General features: G+C 69.9%; 22 protein-coding genes. 9 read left to right on the top strand and 13 right to left on the bottom strand.

What is annotated here, in order from left to right:
- Position 1: 1 nt before the first annotated feature.
- Positions 2-1,000 carry an ornithine cyclodeaminase family protein gene (locus NLF94_RS04045; protein WP_254840183.1) on the bottom strand — a complete coding sequence of 333 codons (999 nt, stop codon included), beginning with the start codon at positions 998-1,000 and terminating at the stop codon, positions 2-4.
- A gap of 38 nt (positions 1,001-1,038) precedes the next feature.
- Positions 1,039-1,278, bottom strand: a complete 240-nt coding sequence (locus tag NLF94_RS04050) for a DUF8015 family protein (RefSeq protein WP_254840184.1) — start codon at positions 1,276-1,278, stop codon at positions 1,039-1,041.
- A 302-nt stretch (positions 1,279-1,580) separates the two neighbouring features.
- Here NLF94_RS04050 and NLF94_RS04055 point away from each other — a divergent pair, with 302 nt between their 5' ends.
- The 3 genes from NLF94_RS04055 to NLF94_RS04065 all read left to right on the top strand — a co-directional run bounded on the left by NLF94_RS04055 (position 1,581) and on the right by NLF94_RS04065 (position 4,567).
- Positions 1,581-2,861, top strand: a complete 1,281-nt coding sequence (locus NLF94_RS04055) for an MFS transporter (protein WP_254840185.1) — start codon at positions 1,581-1,583, stop codon at positions 2,859-2,861.
- Between the two features lie 40 nt (positions 2,862-2,901).
- Complete coding sequence (locus NLF94_RS04060; protein WP_254840186.1) at positions 2,902-3,312, top strand: DUF3054 domain-containing protein; 411 nt, start codon at positions 2,902-2,904, stop codon at positions 3,310-3,312.
- Positions 3,313-3,445: 133 nt separating this feature from the next.
- Positions 3,446-4,567 (top strand): FAD-dependent oxidoreductase, encoded by a 1,122-nt coding sequence (locus NLF94_RS04065; protein WP_254840187.1) that lies wholly within the window; start codon positions 3,446-3,448, stop codon positions 4,565-4,567.
- Between the two features lie 4 nt (positions 4,568-4,571).
- Here the strand turns inward: NLF94_RS04065 and NLF94_RS04070 are convergent, their stop codons facing one another.
- Positions 4,572-4,868, bottom strand: coding sequence for a hypothetical protein (locus NLF94_RS04070; protein WP_254840188.1), 297 nt, complete (start codon positions 4,866-4,868; stop codon positions 4,572-4,574).
- Positions 4,869-4,973: 105 nt separating this feature from the next.
- Here NLF94_RS04070 and NLF94_RS04075 point away from each other — a divergent pair, with 105 nt between their 5' ends.
- Entirely contained in the window at positions 4,974-5,219 is a 246-nt protein-coding gene (locus NLF94_RS04075) for a ribbon-helix-helix domain-containing protein (RefSeq protein WP_254840189.1), read from the top strand.
- 25 nt (positions 5,220-5,244) lie between these two features.
- Here NLF94_RS04075 and NLF94_RS04080 read toward each other — a convergent pair whose 3' ends face one another.
- From NLF94_RS04080 to mvaD, 3 genes are all read right to left on the bottom strand, one after another.
- Positions 5,245-5,982 carry a DUF429 domain-containing protein gene (locus tag NLF94_RS04080; RefSeq protein ID WP_254840190.1) on the bottom strand — a complete coding sequence of 246 codons (738 nt, stop codon included), beginning with the start codon at positions 5,980-5,982 and terminating at the stop codon, positions 5,245-5,247.
- Positions 5,983-6,087: 105 nt separating this feature from the next.
- Positions 6,088-6,324: a DUF8119 family protein gene (locus NLF94_RS04085; protein WP_254840191.1), complete on the bottom strand. Its 237-nt coding sequence runs from the start codon at positions 6,322-6,324 to the stop codon at positions 6,088-6,090.
- Between the two features lie 43 nt (positions 6,325-6,367).
- The gene (gene mvaD, locus NLF94_RS04090) at positions 6,368-7,339 is read right to left on the bottom strand and encodes a phosphomevalonate decarboxylase MvaD (RefSeq protein ID WP_254840192.1); all 972 of its coding nucleotides are present in this window, start codon (positions 7,337-7,339) and stop codon (positions 6,368-6,370) included.
- A 97-nt stretch (positions 7,340-7,436) separates the two neighbouring features.
- On the opposite strand from mvaD, the gene NLF94_RS04095 reads away from it, so the two are divergent.
- On the top strand, positions 7,437-7,985 hold the full coding sequence (locus tag NLF94_RS04095; RefSeq protein ID WP_254840193.1) for a GNAT family N-acetyltransferase: 549 nt from the start codon (positions 7,437-7,439) through the stop codon (positions 7,983-7,985).
- A gap of 39 nt (positions 7,986-8,024) precedes the next feature.
- Here NLF94_RS04095 and NLF94_RS04100 read toward each other — a convergent pair whose 3' ends face one another.
- The 4 genes from NLF94_RS04100 to NLF94_RS04115 form a co-directional block, all read right to left on the bottom strand.
- Complete coding sequence (locus NLF94_RS04100; RefSeq protein WP_254840194.1) at positions 8,025-9,635, bottom strand: cytochrome P450; 1,611 nt, start codon at positions 9,633-9,635, stop codon at positions 8,025-8,027.
- A gap of 157 nt (positions 9,636-9,792) precedes the next feature.
- The gene (locus NLF94_RS04105) at positions 9,793-11,052 is read right to left on the bottom strand and encodes a Glu/Leu/Phe/Val family dehydrogenase (protein ID WP_254840195.1); all 1,260 of its coding nucleotides are present in this window, start codon (positions 11,050-11,052) and stop codon (positions 9,793-9,795) included.
- 79 nt (positions 11,053-11,131) lie between these two features.
- The gene (locus NLF94_RS04110; RefSeq protein ID WP_254840196.1) at positions 11,132-11,974 is read right to left on the bottom strand and encodes an HpcH/HpaI aldolase/citrate lyase family protein; all 843 of its coding nucleotides are present in this window, start codon (positions 11,972-11,974) and stop codon (positions 11,132-11,134) included.
- Positions 11,975-12,028: 54 nt separating this feature from the next.
- Complete coding sequence (locus NLF94_RS04115; RefSeq protein ID WP_254840197.1) at positions 12,029-12,889, bottom strand: PGF-CTERM sorting domain-containing protein; 861 nt, start codon at positions 12,887-12,889, stop codon at positions 12,029-12,031.
- 174 nt (positions 12,890-13,063) lie between these two features.
- Here NLF94_RS04115 and NLF94_RS04120 point away from each other — a divergent pair, with 174 nt between their 5' ends.
- Genes NLF94_RS04120 through NLF94_RS04130 form a run of 3 tightly spaced genes read left to right on the top strand, consistent with a single transcriptional unit; the run spans position 13,064 to position 14,623 of the window.
- Positions 13,064-13,525, top strand: coding sequence for a MaoC family dehydratase (locus NLF94_RS04120; protein ID WP_254840198.1), 462 nt, complete (start codon positions 13,064-13,066; stop codon positions 13,523-13,525).
- 31 nt (positions 13,526-13,556) lie between these two features.
- Positions 13,557-14,087 carry a PH domain-containing protein gene (locus NLF94_RS04125; RefSeq protein WP_254840199.1) on the top strand — a complete coding sequence of 177 codons (531 nt, stop codon included), beginning with the start codon at positions 13,557-13,559 and terminating at the stop codon, positions 14,085-14,087.
- Positions 14,084-14,623, top strand: a complete 540-nt coding sequence (locus NLF94_RS04130; protein ID WP_254840200.1) for a PH domain-containing protein — start codon at positions 14,084-14,086, stop codon at positions 14,621-14,623. The genes NLF94_RS04125 and NLF94_RS04130 overlap by 4 nt, the downstream gene beginning before the upstream one ends.
- On the opposite strand, the gene NLF94_RS04135 is transcribed toward NLF94_RS04130, so the two are convergent.
- Entirely contained in the window at positions 14,611-15,138 is a 528-nt protein-coding gene (locus NLF94_RS04135; RefSeq protein WP_254840201.1) for a redoxin domain-containing protein, read from the bottom strand. The genes NLF94_RS04130 and NLF94_RS04135 overlap by 13 nt on opposite strands.
- A gap of 106 nt (positions 15,139-15,244) precedes the next feature.
- On the opposite strand from NLF94_RS04135, the gene NLF94_RS04140 reads away from it, so the two are divergent.
- A complete protein-coding gene (locus NLF94_RS04140; RefSeq protein WP_254840202.1) occupies positions 15,245-17,233 on the top strand; it encodes a hybrid sensor histidine kinase/response regulator in 1,989 nt (662 codons plus the stop codon).
- 7 nt (positions 17,234-17,240) lie between these two features.
- Here the strand turns inward: NLF94_RS04140 and NLF94_RS04145 are convergent, their stop codons facing one another.
- Together NLF94_RS04145 and NLF94_RS04150 are read right to left on the bottom strand one after the other, a co-directional pair.
- Positions 17,241-18,944: an acyl-CoA carboxylase subunit beta gene (locus NLF94_RS04145; protein ID WP_254840203.1), complete on the bottom strand. Its 1,704-nt coding sequence runs from the start codon at positions 18,942-18,944 to the stop codon at positions 17,241-17,243.
- A gap of 76 nt (positions 18,945-19,020) precedes the next feature.
- Positions 19,021-19,254 carry a hypothetical protein gene (locus NLF94_RS04150; protein ID WP_254840204.1) on the bottom strand — a complete coding sequence of 78 codons (234 nt, stop codon included), beginning with the start codon at positions 19,252-19,254 and terminating at the stop codon, positions 19,021-19,023.
- Between the last annotated feature and the right edge of the window lie 3 nt (positions 19,255-19,257).

A 19,257-nucleotide genomic window follows, 5' to 3' on the forward strand; every position in this document is an offset into this window, starting at 1 on the left:
GTCACTCGCCGGTCAGCGCCTCGCTGCCCGGCAGGAACTCGATGGTCCGGCCGAGACCGCGCTCTTCGGCCCGCTCGTAGAGGCTCCAGGCCGCCGCGACGGTCTCGATGCCGGTTCCCCCGCTGTCGAAGACTGTCACCTCGGGGTCGTCGGTCCGCCCGGGGCGGTGGCCCGCGACCACCTCGCCCAGTTCGGCGTGAACGTGGCCGTCGTCGACGAGGCCGGTCTCGCGGGCGGCAAGGAAGGCGCCGGCGTCCTGGAAGGCCCGGGCGCGCAGGTCCGGGACGTAGGTGCTCCGGGCCACCGTCGCCGGCGGTATCTCCCGCTTGTCGCGGTCGTACTGGCCCATCGCGGTGACGTGGGCGCCGTCGGGGAGGTCGGCGTCCTCGAAGACGGGGCGCTCGGCCCGGGTCGCGGTGACGACCACGTCGGCGCCGTCGAGGGCGTCGGCCGCCGAGTCGACCGCCGTCACGTCGGCGTCGAGGCGGGCGTCGAACTCCTCGGCGAACGCCCGACGGTTCTCCGCCGTCGGCGAGAAGACCCGGACGCGCTCGAACTCCCGGACCGTCGCCGTCGCCCGCAACTGCCCGCGGGCCTGCGCGCCCGACCCGACGACGGCACAGGTCGTCGCGTCCGCCCGGGCGAGTGCGTCGACGGCGACGGCGCCGGTCGCGCCGGTCTTGAACGGGTTCATCGACGCGCCGTCGAGTAGCGCGACGAGGCGACCGGACTCGGCGTCGAAAAGCGGCAGCACGAAGTGGACGTCCTCGTCGCCGAAGCCGGCGGCGTAGGTGTACCCGCCCATGGCGCCGACCTCCGGGAGGACCGCCAGGTAGCCGGTGCACATCCCCGGCGGGTCCTCGGCGGCGAGTTTCGTCCGCGGTTCGGCCGACCCCTCGTTGCCGTGGCTCTCGTAGCCGGCGCGGACGGCCTCGACGTAGTCGCTCGGCGTCGCCAGGTCGGCGAGTTCGTCGCTTCGCAGGAACAGAACGTCGGTCATGGACACGGCTTCGGCCGCGGCGCGTTTAGGGACTGTGTCTACTCGGTGGTCGGGTGCGTGGCGGAGGCGGCCTCGGCCGTTCGGCCGGCGTTCCCACCCTGCGGGACGGCCGCGACCGGAGCGTTGACGAACATCGCGTGCCCCATCAGGCCGACCGCGACGGTCGAGGCCAGCGGCACCGCGACCGACATCTCGAGACCACCGGTGAGAAACAGCGCGGTCAGGCCGGCGAGCGAGAGCGGGATCAGGCCGAGCACGAGGTCGTAATAACTTGCCATAATATACTCATACGTATGGGGAATACCGATATAAGTGTTTTGGAAGAATTTCGAGTAATCTATTCGGTGGCGACCTGTTGGCGCCAGGTACGTGCCTTATAATATATTCATAACTTATGAAATGGTTTTCGAAGTAAAACCACTCCCAGTAGCCTCCGAACGACCGATATCGAACCGGTCGAGATAGCGCGAATTTCGACCCGTCTCACCCGGATTTATTCGTACAGCGTATACCCAGTGGGGGGCCGGTGCCCCGGGAGAAGTCCGTTCGCTTATACCACCGCCGCGAGAAGCCGGCGGCAATGACGGACGGAGGGTCGCGCGTGGACTACGCCGCCCGGGCGCGGGACGTCCTCGGGTTCTCCCGGTGGTGGCAGATCGCGGCGGCGGTCGGGATGATGGCCGCCGTCAGCCCCTACCAGTACGTCTGGTCGTCCATCGCGCCGCCGCTCTCGGCGAGTCTCGACATCGCACCCGCCGCGCTCGGGGCGGTCTTTTCCTTCTACGTCGTCTTCCAGTCGCTCTCACAGTTCCCCGCCGGCTGGTGGCGCGACCGCCGGGGACCGCGACTGCTGGTCTTCCTCGCGGCGCTTCTGGCCGGCGGCGGCTACGTCGGCCTCGCCTACGCCACGAGCGTCCTCCAGTTGTACGTCCTCTACTCGCTCGGCGCCGTCGGCGTCGGCATCGTCTACACCGTCGCGGTCAACACCGCCGTCAAGTGGTTCCCCGACCGGACCGGCCTGACGACGGGTCTCGGCACGATGGCCTTCGCGGCCGGCAGCGTCCTCGCGGTTCCCTACGTCCGCGCGAACGCGACCGTCGGCGGCTACGCGGCCGTCCTCCGGAACGTCGGGCTGGTCATCCTCGGGGTCCTACTTGTCGGGGCTCTCCTCCTCCGGGACCCGCCGGAGGCGTGGCTGGGGCTGGACGACGATGACGCGACGACCGACGTGGCCGCCTCGCTCCGGGGAAGCGCCTACACCACCCGCGAGATGCTCCGCACCTGGCAGTTCTGGCTGCTGTACGCGATGTTCGTCGCCACCGCCGGCGCCGACCTCGTCGTCATCGCCAACGTCGTCACCTTCGCCGACGAACTCGGGTTCACCTACGACGTCGCCACCGTCGCCGCCACGCTTCTGCCGCTCTCGGCCGGCGTCTCTCGGCTCGTCCTCGGGGAGGTGACCGACCGCGTCGGCCGCAAGCGCGTGATGGTCGTCTCCTTCCTGCTCGCGGGACTGTTCCGACTGGGACTCGTCGCCGCCGGCCGGGCCGACCGGCCGGTCGCCTTCGTCGCGCTCGTCCTGGCTGCGATGTTCTTCTCCTCGCCGCTGTACGTCTACTTCCCGTCGCTGCTGTCGGACTACTACGGCTCGGAGTTCTCCTCGAGCAACTACGCCGTCCTCTACACCGCGAAGGTCGGCGGCGGCGTCGTCGCCGGCACCGTCGCGGGCTACCTCGCGGCCGCCTATGGCTGGGGGCCGACCTTCGCGCTCGGCGGGGTGCTCGCGGCCGCTGCTGGCCTCGCCGCGCTCGTCCTCCGGCCGCCGTCAGACGCGGGTCTCGCCGCCGACGTCCCGGACTGAATCCGCAAGCACTTGTAGGGGGCCAGTCGAACGACCCCCCATGACCGAGCAGTCGTTCCTCGAACAGCGACTCGACGCGAGCACCTGGCCAATCGCGGTCGGGGACATCGTCGTCCTGCTCCTGCTTCTGTTCGCCGGCACGCTCCAGCACCACTCCCTCGAATCGGTTCAGGCCGACCCGCTCATCTACGTCACCGCGGCCGGCCCCTTCGTCCTGGCGTGGCTCGTCTGTGCCCCGCTCGTGGGTGCGTACTCGCCGGGCGGCGGGTCGGCGCCGAACTCCTCCATCCCGCTTGCGATCCGGTCGTGGATCCCCGCGGCCATTCTCGGACTCGTCGTCCGGGTCCTGGCCGACTTCGGCGGCGCCGACCCCATTTTCGCCGCCGTCATGCTCGTCGGCGGCGCCGTCGTGCTGTCGATCTGGCGGTTCCTCTACTTCCTCGTTCGATAGCGGGTCCCGGCCGTCGCTCCCTCCCGATCGTTCCGGGGCGTAGAACGCACGGGTGTCTCCGCGAGCGAAGGGCGGGAGCGTGGGTCGCCGACGGTGCCACGTTTTTTGCCGTTCCCGGCCACGTCTCGATAGTATGTCGCGGCCAGCCGATCCGGACGTTCTCGTCGTTGGCGGCGGCATCGCCGGCCTCGGTCTCGCCGCGTACCTCCGGCGGCAGGGCGTACGGCCGACCGTCGTCGAGCAGGCACCCGACTGGCGCGGAAGCGGCTACGGCATCGGTCTCTGGAGCGGCGGTCTCTCGGTCCTCGACGACCTCGGCGTGCTCGACGCGGCCCGCCAGCGGGGCGCCGACCCCGACGGCTTCGAGATTCGGGCGGCCGGCGGCGACCGCCTCGCACGGACCGACCTGCCCGCCGACCGGACGCTGCTCTTGGCCGTCCACCGGGCCGACCTGCACGCGGCGCTCCGGGAGGCCGTCCCCGAGCCGTGGATACGGATGGACACGACGCCGACGCGGATCGAGCCGACCGCCGGCGGCGTCGACGTCGAGTTCGACGACGGCACGACCGGGGCGTTCGACGTCGTGGTCGGCGCCGACGGCGTCCACTCGACGGTCAGGGATGCCTGCTTCGACGACTGGACGCGCCGCGCGCGGGACACCTACGTCTGGTCGCTGTGGGCCGAGCAGGACGTCGACGTCGGCCGGGACATGGTCAGCGTCTGGGGTCCCGGAAGCGAGGGGTTCGTCGCCCGCGTCGGCGACCGGGTGGGGCTGAACCTCGCCGCCAGACTCGACCACCCACCGGAGCCGCCCGCCCGGGCGGAACTCCGCCGGCAGGCCGACCGCGTCGGCTGGCGGCTCCCCGCCCTTCTCGAGGGGACGGACGACGACCCCTTCTTCGACCGCGTCCGGGAGGTGTCCTGCGAGTGCTGGCACACCGACCGGGTGGTCCTGGTCGGGGACGCGGCCCACGCGATTCACCCGATCTCGGGGATGGGTGCCTCGCTCGCGCTCCGTGACGCCCGCGCGCTCGCCGGGGAACTCGCCACCGCCCGTCCGGGACGCGTCGGCCCCGCGCTGGCCCGCTACGAGACGCGGCGGCGCGACGAGGTGACCCGGGTCAAACGTCAGGCCGCGTTCGAGGCCGCGGTGACCTTCCTCGAGTCGGCGCCGCTCCGGCGACTCCGGAACGGTATCGTCCGGCACACGCCGCTCCTGGAACTCTTCGTGAAGCGGGAGCTGGCGGACTCGTAGGCCCCTACCCGTCCTCCATGGGCCGGCCGCACCGCCGGCACTCACAGAAGGTCCCCGAGGCACAGTCGACGGCGTGGCCGAACCGTCGGCAGGCCAGTTCGATACTGCCGGCGTAGACCAGCCCCGTGGTTCCGAGGGCGGCCGCGCCGCCCGCGACCGAGAGACCGAGGGTCGCCCAGAAGACGACGACGACGGCCGCGCCAGCGACGGCGGCACCGAGCGCCGCGGCTCGCCTGTGAGTGGTTGCGGCCCGCTCGCCGAGCCGCGAGACGAGGGCCGCGCCCGGTTTCCCGTGTGGCATGGTGTCCCTTCACAGGCCATCGGTACAAATAGGTTGTCCCGGTGCGGCCTCGTGGCCGACCGGTCGAGCACAGGGTTTTACGCCGGTGAACGTCAACTGTCGCGTATGCCAGACGTCGAAGTATCCTTGCCGGACCGAATCGACAGCGAAATCGACCGGCTCATCGAACAGGGCGAGTTCCTGAACCGCGAGCAGGCCGTCGAGGAACTGCTCACGATGGGGGTGTCGGCGTACGCGCCCACCGAGGAGACCGACCAGCAGGAGGGCGAGGACCTGTTCACCCAGATGACCGACGACCAGACGGACCCGGCGGCCCGCGACGACGACGGCGGCGACGAGTACACGTTCTAGCCGCGGCCGGCGGCGGGTGCGGCGGTCAGTCGGCCGACAGCGGCGCTTCGCTCCGGTAGACGTACCGTATCGGCAGCCCCTCCTCGTCGGTCGGGGGGTCGGCGGGTAGCGTCCGGCACTGGCCCGGCCCGGGCCGGACCGTGAGTCCCAGCGCGACCGCATCGAGGACGGCCGGAATCGGCACCGCGTGGCCCTCGGTTGCCTCGGCGACCGACTGGACGGTCGGGGGCGCGTCGCGGTCGAACTCCGCGAGGACGCGCATCCGCTCGGCGTAGCCGGCCGCGACCTCGGGCCGCTCGACGAGCGGTTCGCCCGCGAAGGCGCGGTAACACAGTTCGGGGTGGGCCTCCACGAGGACGTCGCGGGCCTCGTCGATGGTCGTCATGAACTCGTCGACGGCAGTGACGAGGCGGGACCGCTGGAAGGCGGCCTCCGGCAGGTCGCTGCTGCTCTTCCGCTCGTGGACGCGGGCGGCCGTCGGGTAGCGCTGCTTGCGTGCGGCCTCCCGGACCGGCGCCGGGACGATGGCCCGCCGGCGGTCGCCGAGGTAGTCGGCGGCCGCCCGCTCGTTGGGCCGCGGCGCCGACGACGTCTCCAGGCCGACCGGCACGTCGACCGCGATGGTGTCGGCCGTCTCCTCGTAGCGCGTCCACAGTTCGCCGACGCCCTCGACGACCGCGGCGTGGTCGTAGCCGTCGTCGGTGTAGGCCACCGCCAGCCAGACGCCGCCACGAGCGACGCTTCCGACGTAGTAGTCGCTCACACCCGAACTAGAGGTAGCGACCACGTAGGTGTATCGCCGTCGTCGGACGCACGTCTCGCGTCCGTCTGCCGGTCGACCGGGCGTCGCCCGGAACCGTCTGGCGTCTCACTCCTCGGGTTGGCCCTCGCGGGCGACCTCCAGCGAGGAGACGAACCCGAAGTACGCGACGACGCCGGCGAGCATGAAGAGGTAGTAGGCCCACGTCGGGCCGTCGACGAACCGGAAGAAGACGTTCACGAGCGTCACCCAGGCGACGGCGAAGACCAGGTCGGTGAACATCCCGCGGCGGTTCTCGCGGACGTAGTCGCCAACCCGCTCGAGGACGCTTCCGTCGGAGGCCATACGCGACCCGTGGCGGCCGGCGGGGTAAAACCCTCCGGGCCGCTCAGAACAGCGCCTCGGTCTCGTCGAGCACCTCGGCGGGGCCACCGACCTCCCAGACGTGGGTGTCGATGCCGAGATCGGCGATGGCGGTCTCGACCCGGTCGACGTACTCGGCGGTCGTGTTCACGTACACCGAGGCGCCGGTGTCCGTCGAGAAGTAGACCGGGACGCCGTCCTCGCGCATCTCGCGGACGGCCTCGAACACCTCGAGCGTCTCCGGCTGCCAGTAGACCCACCCCGCCGGCCCGGTCATCGTCGTCGCCGCCAGCGACAGCGAGTCGTGCTCGGCCGTCTCGAAGGTCGTCTCGAAGTCCGCCTCCCGCAGCGAGTGCCGTACCGTCCGTATCTGCTCGTGGATGTGGGCCATCCGCGCCTGAAACATGTGGCTGTCGGCGGCCTCGCGGTGGGCCTCGGCGGTGTGCTTGAACGCGGGCACCTCGGCGGCGACGATGCGCAACTCGTCCTCGAGGTCGGATTCCAGTCGCTCCGAGCGGCAGTCGACGTCGTCGTTGCCGGTGTGGAGGTGCGAGAAGGCGCCGGTGACCGCCCGGGCGGCCGACGCCGACCCCCGGCGGGCGATGGCCGACATCTCCGGGTGGGTGAGGTCGAGGTCGGCCGCCGAACACAGCGCGACGGCGGCGGCCGCGAAACCGGACGCCGAGGAGCCGAACCCGATGTTCGTCGGGAAGTCGTTGACCGACTCGAAGCGGACGCGGTGGTCGAACCCGGCGAGTTCGCGGACCCGGTCGACGACCGATCGGATGCGCTCGGCACCGCGGCCGTCGACGACGTCGCCGTCGACGACGTAGCGGTCGGCCTCCAGCGAGGGGTCGAACTCGACGGTCGTCCGCGAGTGACTCGGCGCGGTACAGACGGAGATGGAGTCGTGGTACGGGAGGCGCAACTCCTCGTCGTGCATCCCGTGGTACTTGACCAGCCCCTGGATGGGGTGGGCCTTCGCGGTCGCCTTCATGTCCCGACCTGTGGCGGAGGGCGCCTTTGCAGTTTCGAAGCCGCGTTTCCGCCGCTCCCGAGAAAGGCTTATTCCGGACTCCCCCCACTCCCGTCTCATGCCCGGCCCACTGGTGCGGCGCGGCGAGCGAGTGACGCTCCGGACGGCCGAACGGGAGGACCGACCCTTCCTCCAGCGTGCGTGTGCGAACCCCCGGCTCCGGCACGCGGTCGGCAACCCCGTGATGGACCGCGAGGGGTTCGCGGAGAGCCGCGAGGACGACGACGCCGACCGGTTCGTCGTCTGTCTCGATGACGAGGCCGGTCCCGGAGCGCCCGACGACGACCCGCGTCGCGTCGGCGGGGCCTCCGTGACGGACACGAGTTACAAGCGGCCGGAACTGGGCTACTGGCTCGTTCCCGAGGTGCACGGCGACGGCCACGGCGGGGAGTTGCTGTCGCTGCTCGTCGAGTACGCCTTCCGGCAGTACGACGCGCCGGCGGTCGGCGCGGCCGCCTACGACTTCAACGACGCCTCCAGGGGCGTGCTGGAGTCGGTCGGGTTCGAAGAGGAGGGCCGCCGCCGGAAGTTCATGTTCGTCGACGGCGAGCATCGGGACCTGTGCCAGTACGGCCTGCTCCGCGAGGAGTGGCGCGACCGGTCCTGACGCCGGCCGCCGACGGCGGTCGGCCCGTCGCCCGTCCTGTCAGGCCTCCCGCGGGACGAACTGCACGACGACGTCGCGGTCCGGCTGGAGGTTGATGGCCGAGTCGACGCCCACCTCCGGGGCGTCGTGGGGGCCCTCGACACCCGGCCCGGCGAACTCGACGCGGTGGGTCGCCATCGCGGTCGCCAGGACGGTCGTCGCCTCCGTCGTCGCGATGGCCTCGCCGAGGCAGGCGTGTCGGCCGCCGGAGAAGGGGAAGTACGCGAACTCGTGGCGGTCGTCGTCCTCGAACCGCGAGGGGTCGAACGTCTCGGGGTCGTCCCACAGGTCGGCGTCGCGGTGGACGACGTAGGGACTCAACAGGACGTGGCTGCCCGCCTCGACATCGACGCCGCCGAACTCGGTGTCGGCCGTCGCGGTTCGGCCGAAGATGGGCAGCGGCGGGTAGAGTCGCAGCGTCTCCCGCCAGACCCGCCGGGTGTACGGTATCGAGTCGACGAATCCGCGACCGGCGACCGGGTGACAGGCCGCCTCGGGGCCGTCGGGCAGCGATTCGCGGTCCAGCGACTCCGGCCCGGCCAGGAGTGCCGTCTCCCGGGCTTCCTCGTGGATGCGCTCCTGGACCTCGGGGCGGCCGGCCAGCAGGTAGAACGCCCACGTCAGGCCGGCGCTCATGGTGGCGTGGCCGGCGATGAACAGGCCCATCACCTCCTGCCGGAGGGCGTCGGGACTGATGCGGTCGCCGGTCACGGGGTCGGTCCGGCGGAGCCACTCGCCGATGGCGTCGTCGAAGACCAGCGGCGTCCGCTCGCGTCGGGCGACGACGTCGTCGGCGGCCGACAGGAGCGTCTCGACGGCCTCGGTCGTCCGGCCCTCGTGGCGACCGGACAGCCGGATGTGGGGGTCGACGCCCAGCGGCCGGTGGACCCACGAGGGCAGCGGGACGCGGTCGGGGAGCTGTCGGGTCGCGTAGCTGGTGACGAGGTGGAGCTGTCGGCGCTTGAACAGCGACCGCAGCGTCGCCACGGCCTCGATGACGTCGACCTCGTGGGCGCGGATGTCGGAGCCGAAGAGCGAGACGCCGAGCAGCCGGAGCGTGAGCCGCCGCATCGCCGGCAACAGTCGGACGCCCTCGGAGCCGGCCGCCCACACGCGTGCGCCCTCGGGGACGGTGGTGGGGTCGCCGGCGCTGACCTGCCCCGGCATGCCGTCGGAGAGTTCCCCGAGGGTCGCAAGCGTCGTCTCGGCGATTTCGGGCACCTGGCTCTCGACGGTCTCCGCCCGGAACTCCGGGCCGACGAGCCGGAGGCGCTCTACCCACGAGCCCTCCTCGCTCTCGGCGTGGAGGCTGACGATGCTGTTGCGGACGACGCGGCTGAAATCGCGCGACCCCGGAACGTCCAGGGCGCGAAAGTCCGAGGGGTCCGACTGCAGCACCGACTGGACGTCGTCGGGGTTCGACAGCAGGTAGACGCCCGAGTCCAGCGCCGGGTGCAGCGGCGGCACCCGGACCACCTCCCCGTAGCGGTCCGCCAGCAGCGTCGCCGCGACGATCGGATCGTCGTTGACAAGCGTGGGGAGCAACTCGACGACCTCCGTCAGAGTCGGTCCCTCCCGTGGGTCGCCGCCGCCCCGATCGAGGATGCTCATGTATGTGTGTTATTGTCATGCACGTATAACTCGCCCGGCCGTTTTCGCGCTCGATACACGACGGCGGAGGGTTGAAGACGGGACGACGGGGACGGTCGGACCGGTCCGTGCCACGGTTTCCGACCCGGCCGCCGACCGACGGGGTCGTGAGCGCCGGTCAGGGCCAGGTGCCGCTCTCGTCGTAGGCGTTCAGCACGCGCTGGATGGCGACGACGTAGGCGGCCGTCCGAAAGTTCGGCAGGTCGTGTTCCTCGTAGGCGTCGATGAGTCCCTCGAAGGCCTCGACGATGTGGCGCTCCAGTTCCTCGTTGACCCGCTCTTCGGTCCAGTAGAACCGCTGGCGGTTCTGGACCCACTCGAAGTACGAGACCGTGACGCCGCCGGCGTTGGCGAGGATGTCCGGGAAGACGTAGACGTCCCGCTCGGTGAGCACGTCGTCGGCGTCGGGGGTCAGCGGGCCGTTGGCCGCCTCGACGATGACGTCGGCGCCGACCTCGCGGGCGAGTTCGGCGTCGATGGCGTTCTCCAGCGCCGCCGGCACGAGCAGGTCGACGTCCATCGTCAGCAACTCCTCGTTGGTCAACTCCTCGCTGGCGTCCTCGTAGCCGGTGACCGAGCCGGTCTCGTTTTTGTACTCCTTGACAGCGTGGGTGTCGAGGCCCGCCGGATCGTAGATGGCACCCGAGGAGTCCGAGACGGCCACGACGCTGGCGCCCAGTTCGGACTCGAGCAGTTTCGCGGCGACGCTACCGGCGTTGCCGTACCCCTGGACGGCGACGGTGGCGCCCGTCATGTCCATGCCGAGGTAGTCGAACGCCTCGCGGGCGGTGAGCATCGTCGAGCGGCCCGTCGCCTCCACGCGGCCCCGCGAGCCACCGGAGTCGATGGCCTTCCCGGTGATGACGCCCGGTTCGGTCGTCCCCTCCAGCGTCTCGTAGGTGTCCTTGATCCAGTTCATCTCCCGCTGGCCGGTGTTGACGTCGGGCGCAGGGATGTCCTTGTCCTGGCCGATGAACGGGCGCAGTTCCGTGGCGAACGAGCGGGTGATGCGTTCCAGTTCGCTCTCGGAGTAGTCGATGGGGTCGATGACGATGCCGCCCTTCCCGCCGCCGTAGGGGATGTCGACGACGGCGCACTTGTACACCATCCACCCCGACAGCGCCTTCACCTCGTCGCGGCTGACGCCGGGGTGGTACCGGATGCCGCCCTTGTAGGGGCCGCGGTCGCCGTTGAACTGCGAGCGGTAGGCCCGAAAGACGGAGAGCGACCCGTCGTCGAGTTCGACCGTGAGGTTCGCCTCGAGCACACGCTCCGGGTTCTTGAGCCGTTCCAGGGTGTCCTCCCCGACGTCGACGTACTTCGCGGCGTCGTCGACCTGCTCCTGCAGACTCTCGAACGGATTGACGTCGTCCGACATGCCTCAACCGTCGACCAGTCGGCGCTTAAGCGTGACGAATCATATCACTGATATATTCTGTATGTGATTAAGGGGCGTACTACTCGTCGGCGGCCCGGTGTCGTTCCATCACGCGCTCGGCGCGGGCCAGCAGGGGGGCGTCTATCATCTCGTCGTCGACGCGGAAGACGCCGCGCCCGCCGCTTTCCTCGCGGGCTGCGAGCACCTTCTCGGCCCACTCGACCTCCTCGGGGGCCGGCGTGAACGCCTCGTTGATGACGCTCACCTGGGCGGGATGGATGGCTATCTTCCCGTCGTAGCCCAGCTGGCCCGCGAAGGCGGTCTCCTCGGCCAGTCGGTCGGTGTCCTCGATGTCGGTGAACACCGTGTCGATGGCGTCCACGTCGGCGGCACCGGCCGCCAGAACGACGTGCTGGCGGGCGTAGGAGACCTCCTCGCCGCCCTCGGTTCGGGTCGCGCCGATGTCCGCAGAGAGGTCCTCGGCGCCGAAGGCGACGGCCTCGACCGCCGGCGCGGCCGCGATGTCGGCAGCCTCGAGGATCCCGCGTGCGGACTCACAGACCGCGATGATCGGCAGGTCGGCGCCCCGTTCGCCGATCAGTTCGTCGACCTCCACCATGCCGGCGGCGGATTCCGCCTTCGGTACCATCACCGAGTCGATTCGCGGATCGCCGTCGAGGACGGCGTCGAGATCGGCCGCCGCCGCCCGCCTGTCGGCGTTGACCCGGACGCAGACCTCGCAGTCGGGGTCGAACGACGGGTCGGCGAGGAGGTCCCGGACGGCGGCCCGTGCGTCGGCCTTCCGGTCCGGTGTGACCGCGTCCTCGAGGTCGAACACGACCGTGTCGGCGCCCGCTCCGGGGGCCTTCCGCATCAACTCCGGCTGATCGCCCGGCGAGAACAGTACGCTTCTGCGAGCCATGCAGGGGCCAACGGCGGGCGGCCCCTTAATGGTGACAGGGGCCGCCCAGGGTGGCTATCGCCGTGCGAACAGAACCGCACCGAGGAGCGCCGCCACCGCGACGGCGACGCCGAACCCGGCGCCGTCGCCGCTCGAACCGCCACCGCCGGCCGCTCCGTCGTCGGCCTCACTGTCGTTGGCCTCGTCGCCGCCCGCGTCGCCGTCACCCTCCCCGTCGGTCGGGGTCGCGGTGTCGCTGCCGTTCGTCTCGCTGTCGGTGGGCGTCGGCGTATCGTCGCCGTCGTCCATCTCGTCGGTCGGCGTGGGTGTATCGTCGTCCGTTCCCTCGTCGTCGGTCGGCGTATCGTCGTCGTCGCTCTCGAACGTCGGCGTGGGGTCGTCACCGTCCGCCGGGGTGTCCGCCGATCCGTTCTCCGATATCGACAGCGTGTCGCTGGACTGGGTGCCACCGGACTGGGGGTTCAGTGTGAAGACGATCTCGTACTCGCCGGTGTCGGGGTTCGTCACGCCGGAGTACGCCACCACGACGTGATCGCCCTCGACGACGTTGTAGTTCCCGCTGAGGCGGATGGTGAGCGTCTCGCCGTTGTTCGAGGCACCGACGCCGCTGATGTCGTCGGAGACGTCCGTCGTCCCGCCGCTGGCACGCTCGATGTACATCTCCTCGATGTCGCTCTCGCCGACGTCGGCGACGTCGCCGTTCTGGCTGGTCGCCGAGTAGTCGACGTTCAGCCCCGTCAGCGAACTGCCGTTGATGCTGGGACCGACGTTCGCGGTCACCGTGTGCGTCGATGGGGCGTTCGCCTCGTCCGGGTCCGCCGATATCGACGAATCCGAGGCGGCCACGGGAGCCGCGAGCATACTCGTCGCCACTACCACCGCCAGCAGAACGCCGAGCGTCGTGTTCCGTGTCATGATTGGATATGCGGGACCGCCCGGTCGTATCGGGGGCTGTCCCGTTATCCGACTCGCGTCAGCCGACAGTATTAGAAGTTATGGCTGACAGTAAAGTCAATTCAATAATAATGTCGTTTTCGAGACGACGACGGGTCCGGTACCGTTTTGCCGCCGCCGGGCGTCCCCGCGGCCATGCCCGGACGCTACTACGAGGAGTTCGAGGTCGGCGAGACCATCGAACACGACAAGCGACGGACGGTGAGCGAAGCCGACAACCAGCAGTTCTGCGACATGACGATGAACCAGCAGCCGCTGCACCTCGACGCCGAGTTCGCGGCCGACTCGCAGTTCGGCGAACGGCTCGTCAACGGGCTCTACACGATGAGTCTGGCCGTCGGGCTGACCATCCCCGATACCACCGACGGCACCATCGTCGCCAACCTCTCGTACGACGACGTCGAGCACCCGAACCCGGTCTTTCACGGCGACACCATCTACGCGCGGACGACGGTGACGGACAAACGCGAGACCTCCGACGGCGAGCGCGGCGTCGTCACGATGCACGTCGAGGCGTACAAGGTCGAACCCGACGGGGAGGACACGCTAGTCTGTGAGTTCGACCGGACGGCACTGTCGCTGAAGCGATCCGACTGAATTTATACGTCCCCGCGGCGACGCCCCTGGTATGTCAGATGACCCTCCAACGTCCGATGACCCTCCAACCCTCGAGTGGCTGACGCTCGACGACGACGAGGAACTGCTGTGGTCGAGCAATCCGCACAGGTACAGCCTCGTGTCGGCCTTCGTGGTCGGCATCCCGCTGTCCGTGGTCCTGATCGGGATCCCGATCCTCGTCGGATCATACCTCAGCTACACGAACACCAACTACGTCGTCACCGACGCCGGCCTCTACAAGAAGACGGGCGTGCTCTCGCGGGACGTCCAGAAGATCGGCTTCGACAAGGTCCAGAACACCTCCTACAGCCAGAGCGCGCTCGGTTCGTACTTCGGCTACGGCAACGTCGACATCTCGACGGCGGGCGGCGGCGGCACCGAGATGCGGTTCCGGTCGGTGCCCGAGCCCGCCGACGTTCAGGAGCTCATCAATCGGCACGTCAAGTCCGCCGAACCGGGCGACGACGGCAAGGCCGACGTCCTCGACGAGGTGCTCGAGGAGCTCCGCGCCATCCGGGCGGAACTGGAAGCCGACGGATGACCGACGAGTGGCTCCGGCTCGAGGCAGGCGAGACCGTCGAGTGGGAGACCCGCCCGCGGCTCGTACGGGCAGCCCCGGGCGTCCTCGTCGGTCTCGCCGTCGCTGCCGCCGGCATCGCTGGCGCGGTCCTCGTCGACCAGTTGGCCGCCGTCCTCGTCGTGCTCGCGCCGCTGCCGGCCGTCTACGCGTACCTCCGGGTCGTCAACACCCGGTACGTCCTCACCGACCGGGCGCTGTACCGCAAGCGCGGCGTCGTCGGCATCGACCTCCGGACCGTCGAGCTATCCCGCGTCCAGAACACCCGCTCGACGCAGGGCGTCCTCGGGGCCGCCTTCGGCCACGGCAGCGTCGAGATCGAGGTCGCCGGGGGCCGGGACCTCCGGTTCGCCGACATCTACGACCCCAACGAGGTCCGCCGCCACATCGAGGAGCTCGGCGGCGGCACCGAAGCCATCCCCGGAACTACCGACCAGTGGCGGGCGGTCCTCGAGGAGTTGCGTGCCATCCGCCAGTCGCTCGACCGTCAGCCGAAGTAGGCGTCGTAGTCGACGACGGCGTCAGTCCGGGCGGCCGGGAACGCCTCGGCCAGAGCCGGGGCGACCCGTTCGACGGGCGAGGGGTCCGGTCGCGCGAAGGCGTCGTCCGTCGACCAGGCGGCCTCGACCGTCCAGTCGGCGCCGACGAGGAAGACCGCCCGCTTCGGCGCGCCGTAGTGGCCCTCCCACTCGTCGTAACGGACGCCGTAGTACTCCGCGGCGCTGCCGCCGTCGCCCAGCAGCGCCATCGGGAGGTCGTACCGCTCGGCGTAGGCCGCCGACGCGTAGATGCTGTCCATCGAGACCGCCCACACCTGCAGGCCCTCGAGGTCGTGCCAGCCGGCGTCCCGGATCGCACACAGCTCGGCGGTTCCCGTCGGGAGGAACGTCGACGGGACGAACCACAGGAGTACGGCGTCGTCGCCCTCGACGGCCCGGTGGAGTTCGTACAGCCCCGGCTCGCCGCCCTCGACGCCGGGCAGCGAGAAGTCGGGCGCCGTCTGACCCTCGCGCATCACGGCCGCACTTCCCGCCCGAGGTGCAAGTGTCTGCCGCTCGCTGCCGCCCGACTCGCCGGGAGAGGACCGAACCCATATACACGTCGATACCGAAGTGCCGCCGATGCCCGAACAGGGTGGGTCGGGGGTCGGAACCGGCGGGGACGCCGAGCGAACGATTCGGGTCCTTGTCGTCGACGACGATCCCGACGTGGCGACGATGACCGCCGAACGCTTGCAGCGGACGGCGGCGGCCGATCTGTCGGCCGCCGTCGAACCCGGCGGCCGGTCGGGGCTGGAACGCCTCGAAGCCGAGCGGTTCGACGCCGTCGTCTCCGACTACGCGATGGAGGACATGGACGGTCTCGCGTTCCTCGAGGTGGTCCGGGAGGAGTACCCCGACCTCCCGTTCGTCCTCTTCACCGCCCGGGGAAGCGAGGACCTCGCCAGCCGCGCTATCTCGGCTGGGGTCACCGACTACGTGCGGAAGGGGTCGGCCGACGACCAGTACGACCTGCTGGCCCAGCGGGTCGAGTCGGCGGTTTCCCGACAGCGGACCGAGCGGGAACTGTCGGAACTGGACCGAATCAACCGGACGATACGGCGGACGATACGACGGGTCGTCGGCGGCGGGAACCGCGCCGAGATCGAGCGAGTGGTCTGTGAGACGCTGTCCGAATCGGCGCCGTACCTGTTCGCGTGGTTCGGGACGGTCACCGACGACGACCGTCTCGTCCCGGCGGCGTGGGCCGGCGTCGAACGCGGCTATCTCGACGACGTCACGGTGACGACCGACCGGAGCCCGACCGGGCAGGGCCCCTCCGGCCGGGCGGCCCGCTCCGGCGAGCCGCGGGCAACACAGAACATCCGGGAGGACCCCGACTTCGAACCGTGGCGCGAGGCGGCCGAACGGCGGGGCTACGAGTCCAGCGCGTCGATACCGGTGGCGTTCGGCGACACCAGGTACGGCATCCTGAACGTCTACGCCGACCGCCCCCAGGCCTTCGACGAGCGCGAACTCGAGGTGCTGGGCGAACTCGGGACCATCGTCGCCCACGCCATCCACCGGGTGACGCTGACGAACCGCCTTGAGGACCAGTACGAGACGCTGTTCGAGGAGTCGCCGGTGATGGCCGTCACGACCCGCAACGGGGACGACGGTCCGGTCGTCGAGAGCTGTAACCGACGCCTCCTCGACCGGCTCGGCTACGACCGCGAGGAGGTCGTCGGCGAGCCGCTGGCGTCGTTCTACACGGCGGATTCGGAGACGAAACTGTTCGACGGCGGCGGCTATCGGCGGGCACTGACCGACGATTTCGCCCGCGAGAAGCGAACGCTCGTGACGGCCGACGGCGAGGCCGTCGAGACGCTGCTCCGGGCCGTGCCCCGCGAGACCGAGACCGGCGAGACGGTCGGCACCTTCGCGCTCTACGTCGACATCTCCGAGCGCAAGCGCCTCGAGCGGGAGAACGAACGGCTCGACGCCTTCGCAAGCATCGTCAGCCACGACCTCCGCAATCCGCTGACCGTCATCAAGGGCCGTGCCGCCCTCGCCAGCGAGCAGTACGACAGCGAGGATGTCGACGCGATAGTCGACGCCGCGGCGCGCATGGAGGAACTCATCGACGACCTCCTCGTCTTGGCCCGACAGGGCAAGTCCGTCGAGGAGACGACCCCCGTCCGGCTGTCGACGATCACCGAGGACTGCTGGGGGAACGTCGACACCGGGGGCGCCACGCTCGAGGTCGCAACCGACGCGACGGTGCTGGCCGACGAGTCCCGCCTCCAGCAACTGTTCGAGAATCTCGTCCGAAACAGTGTCGAACACGGACCCGACGACGGCGAGACGGGCGACCTCACCATCACGGTCGGAGTCCTGCCGGACGGTGAGGGCTTCTACGTCGAAGACGACGGGGTCGGCATCCCTGAGGCCGAACGGGACCGCGTCTTCGAGGCCGGCTACTCGACCGACGACGACAGCACCGGCTTCGGACTCTCGATAGTGTCCGAGATAGCGGAGGCCCACGGCTGGACCGTCGAGACGACCGAAGGCGAGACGGGCGGCGCACGGTTCGAGTTCCGCGGTGTCGACGTGGTGGGCGAGCGCGGGTAGGGACCCGTTACAGGACGGTGCCGTGTTTCTTCGAGGGGCGGTCCTTCTCGACGCCCTCGTAGAAGGCGAAGCGTTCGACGAGCTGGTCCCGAAGCGAGGACGGCGGGATTATCTCGTCGATAACGACCTCGCTTGCCATCCGACGGACGTCGATGTCCTCGCGGTACTCCTCGCGGAGCTCGGCCTCCTTGGCCTTGCGCTCTTCTTCGTCGTCGATTTCGGCGAGCTTCCGGGCGTAGACGGCGTTGATGGCCGCTTCCGGACCCATGATGGCGATTTCGCCCGAGGGCAACGCGAGGGTGGACTCGGGATCGTAGGCCGGGCCGCTCATCGCGTAGATGCCCGCGCCGTAGGCCTTCCGGACGATGACGCACTGCTTGGGGACCGTCGCCTCGCTCGTCGCGTAGATCATCTTCTTGCCCTTCTCGAGGATGGCCTCCTTCTCGACCTGCGAGCCGGCCATGAAGCCGGGCGTGTCACAGAGGTACAGAAGCGGGACGTTGTAGGCGTCGCACTTCCAGGCGAACTGGGCGGCCTTCTCGGCGGCGTCGGGGAAGATGGCGCCGGCCCGCTCTGCGGGCTGGTTGGCGATGACGCCGACCGACCGGCCGTCGAGGTGGGCGAAGCCGGTCAGGATTTCCGGCCCGTACTCGGGCTGCAGTTCGAAGAACGAGTCCCGGTCGACGACCCGCTCGACGACGTTCCGCATGTCGTAGCCCTTGTTCGGCTCGCTCGGGACGACCGAGTCGATGCCGTTCGGCTGGTACTTGGGGGGCTTCGGGCTGGCCCGCGGCGGCGTCTCGTCGGCGTTGTTCGGGAGGTACTTGACGAGTTCGGCGACGAGCTGTCGGGCGTGTTCCTCGTCGCGGGCGATGAGGTCCGCGCTGCCGGACTCGCGGGCGTGGACCGCCGGGCCGCCGAGGTCCTGCAGCGAGATCTCCTCGCCGGTCACCATCTCGACCATCCGCGGCGAGGCGATGGCCATCGCGCTCATCCCCTCGACCATCACGGTGAAGTCCGCGAAGACCGGCGTGTAGGCCGCGCCCGCGATGCAGGGCCCGTACAGCACGCATATCTGCGGGACGCGCCCCGAGAGCCGCGAGTGGTTGTAGTAGTACTTCCCGATGCCCTCGCGGTTGGCGAAGAAGCCGGTCTGCTGGTCGATGCGGCCGCCCGAGGAGTCCATCAGGTAGAGGACGGGCTGGCCCGTCTTCAGCGCCCGCTGCTGCATCCGCAGGAACTTCTCGACGCCCTTGGCGGCCATGCTGCCGCGCTTGACCGTGTAGTCGTTGGCCATGAAGTGGACGTCCCGGCTCTCGAACTCGGCGGCGCCGGTGATGAGTCCGTCCGCCGGCAACTGGTCGTCGGCGTCGAACTCGGCGAACGTGCCGTCCTCGAAGAGGAAGCCGTCCTCGCCGAACCACGTCTCGATGCGGTCCCTGACGAACAGTTTGCCCTCCTCCGACAACTGCTCTTTGTACTTCTCGGGGCCCCCCGCCTCTATCTCCTCGATTTCCTCGAGCAGTTCCGCCTCCCGCTCGGTCGGGCCGAGGTCGTCCTCGATGGGCGAGAGGTCGGCCTCGCCGCGCGCGGCCGGTTCGTCGGCGTCGCCGACGTACACCTCCACGTCGGTCTCGGCGTGGGTGGCCATCGCCCGGGCGATGGCCTCGGCCTCCTCGACGCTCGCGTCGCCACCAATGCGGACCTTCATACCCCTACCGTCCGGCGTGGCGACTAAACCGTTTTCTATCGCCCGGAAACTGAACGGACGTTTTCAGTTCACCCGGCTACCACCGGGCCAGGTGTCGTTCGGCGACGCCGACGGCCTCGACGTCGCGGCCCGCGACCGTACCGTGCCAGGTCCCGAACGGCTGGTCGTACCGGGAGGTCAGCGGGCCGACGTCGACGTCCTCCTCGCGGCGCCCCTCGCCGAGCCGGAGGTCCGTGTCGGGAAAGCGCCCGGCGTAGGTGCCGAACGACGGCCCGGAGTCGGTGACCGGGGTCGGGGGTGCCTCCCGCATCGC

The organism is Natronomonas marina, from assembly GCF_024298905.1.
GTDB classification, from domain to species: Archaea; Halobacteriota; Halobacteria; order Halobacteriales; family Haloarculaceae; genus Natronomonas; species Natronomonas marina.

Coding starts and splice junctions, on each gene's coding strand:
- NLF94_RS04075 (WP_254840189.1), top strand. CDS start 4,974: ATGCCAGACGTCGAAGTATCCTTGCCGGACCGAATCGACAGCGAAATC.
- NLF94_RS04125 (WP_254840199.1), top strand. CDS start 13,557: ATGTCAGATGACCCTCCAACGTCCGATGACCCTCCAACCCTCGAGTGG.
- NLF94_RS04110 (WP_254840196.1), bottom strand. CDS start 11,974: ATGGCTCGCAGAAGCGTACTGTTCTCGCCGGGCGATCAGCCGGAGTTG.
- NLF94_RS04050 (WP_254840184.1), bottom strand. CDS start 1,278: ATGGCAAGTTATTACGACCTCGTGCTCGGCCTGATCCCGCTCTCGCTC.
- NLF94_RS04135 (WP_254840201.1), bottom strand. CDS start 15,138: ATGCGCGAGGGTCAGACGGCGCCCGACTTCTCGCTGCCCGGCGTCGAG.
- NLF94_RS04055 (WP_254840185.1), top strand. CDS start 1,581: ATGACGGACGGAGGGTCGCGCGTGGACTACGCCGCCCGGGCGCGGGAC.
- NLF94_RS04100 (WP_254840194.1), bottom strand. CDS start 9,635: ATGAGCATCCTCGATCGGGGCGGCGGCGACCCACGGGAGGGACCGACT.
- NLF94_RS04140 (WP_254840202.1), top strand. CDS start 15,245: ATGCCCGAACAGGGTGGGTCGGGGGTCGGAACCGGCGGGGACGCCGAG.
- NLF94_RS04145 (WP_254840203.1), bottom strand. CDS start 18,944: ATGAAGGTCCGCATTGGTGGCGACGCGAGCGTCGAGGAGGCCGAGGCC.
- mvaD (WP_254840192.1), bottom strand. CDS start 7,339: ATGAAGGCGACCGCGAAGGCCCACCCCATCCAGGGGCTGGTCAAGTAC.
- NLF94_RS04105 (WP_254840195.1), bottom strand. CDS start 11,052: ATGTCGGACGACGTCAATCCGTTCGAGAGTCTGCAGGAGCAGGTCGAC.
- NLF94_RS04115 (WP_254840197.1), bottom strand. CDS start 12,889: ATGACACGGAACACGACGCTCGGCGTTCTGCTGGCGGTGGTAGTGGCG.
- NLF94_RS04045 (WP_254840183.1), bottom strand. CDS start 1,000: ATGACCGACGTTCTGTTCCTGCGAAGCGACGAACTCGCCGACCTGGCG.
- NLF94_RS04120 (WP_254840198.1), top strand. CDS start 13,064: ATGCCCGGACGCTACTACGAGGAGTTCGAGGTCGGCGAGACCATCGAA.
- NLF94_RS04060 (WP_254840186.1), top strand. CDS start 2,902: ATGACCGAGCAGTCGTTCCTCGAACAGCGACTCGACGCGAGCACCTGG.
- NLF94_RS04130 (WP_254840200.1), top strand. CDS start 14,084: ATGACCGACGAGTGGCTCCGGCTCGAGGCAGGCGAGACCGTCGAGTGG.
- NLF94_RS04070 (WP_254840188.1), bottom strand. CDS start 4,868: ATGCCACACGGGAAACCGGGCGCGGCCCTCGTCTCGCGGCTCGGCGAG.
- NLF94_RS04085 (WP_254840191.1), bottom strand. CDS start 6,324: ATGGCCTCCGACGGAAGCGTCCTCGAGCGGGTTGGCGACTACGTCCGC.
- NLF94_RS04095 (WP_254840193.1), top strand. CDS start 7,437: ATGCCCGGCCCACTGGTGCGGCGCGGCGAGCGAGTGACGCTCCGGACG.
- NLF94_RS04065 (WP_254840187.1), top strand. CDS start 3,446: ATGTCGCGGCCAGCCGATCCGGACGTTCTCGTCGTTGGCGGCGGCATC.
- NLF94_RS04150 (WP_254840204.1), bottom strand. CDS start 19,254: ATGCGGGAGGCACCCCCGACCCCGGTCACCGACTCCGGGCCGTCGTTC.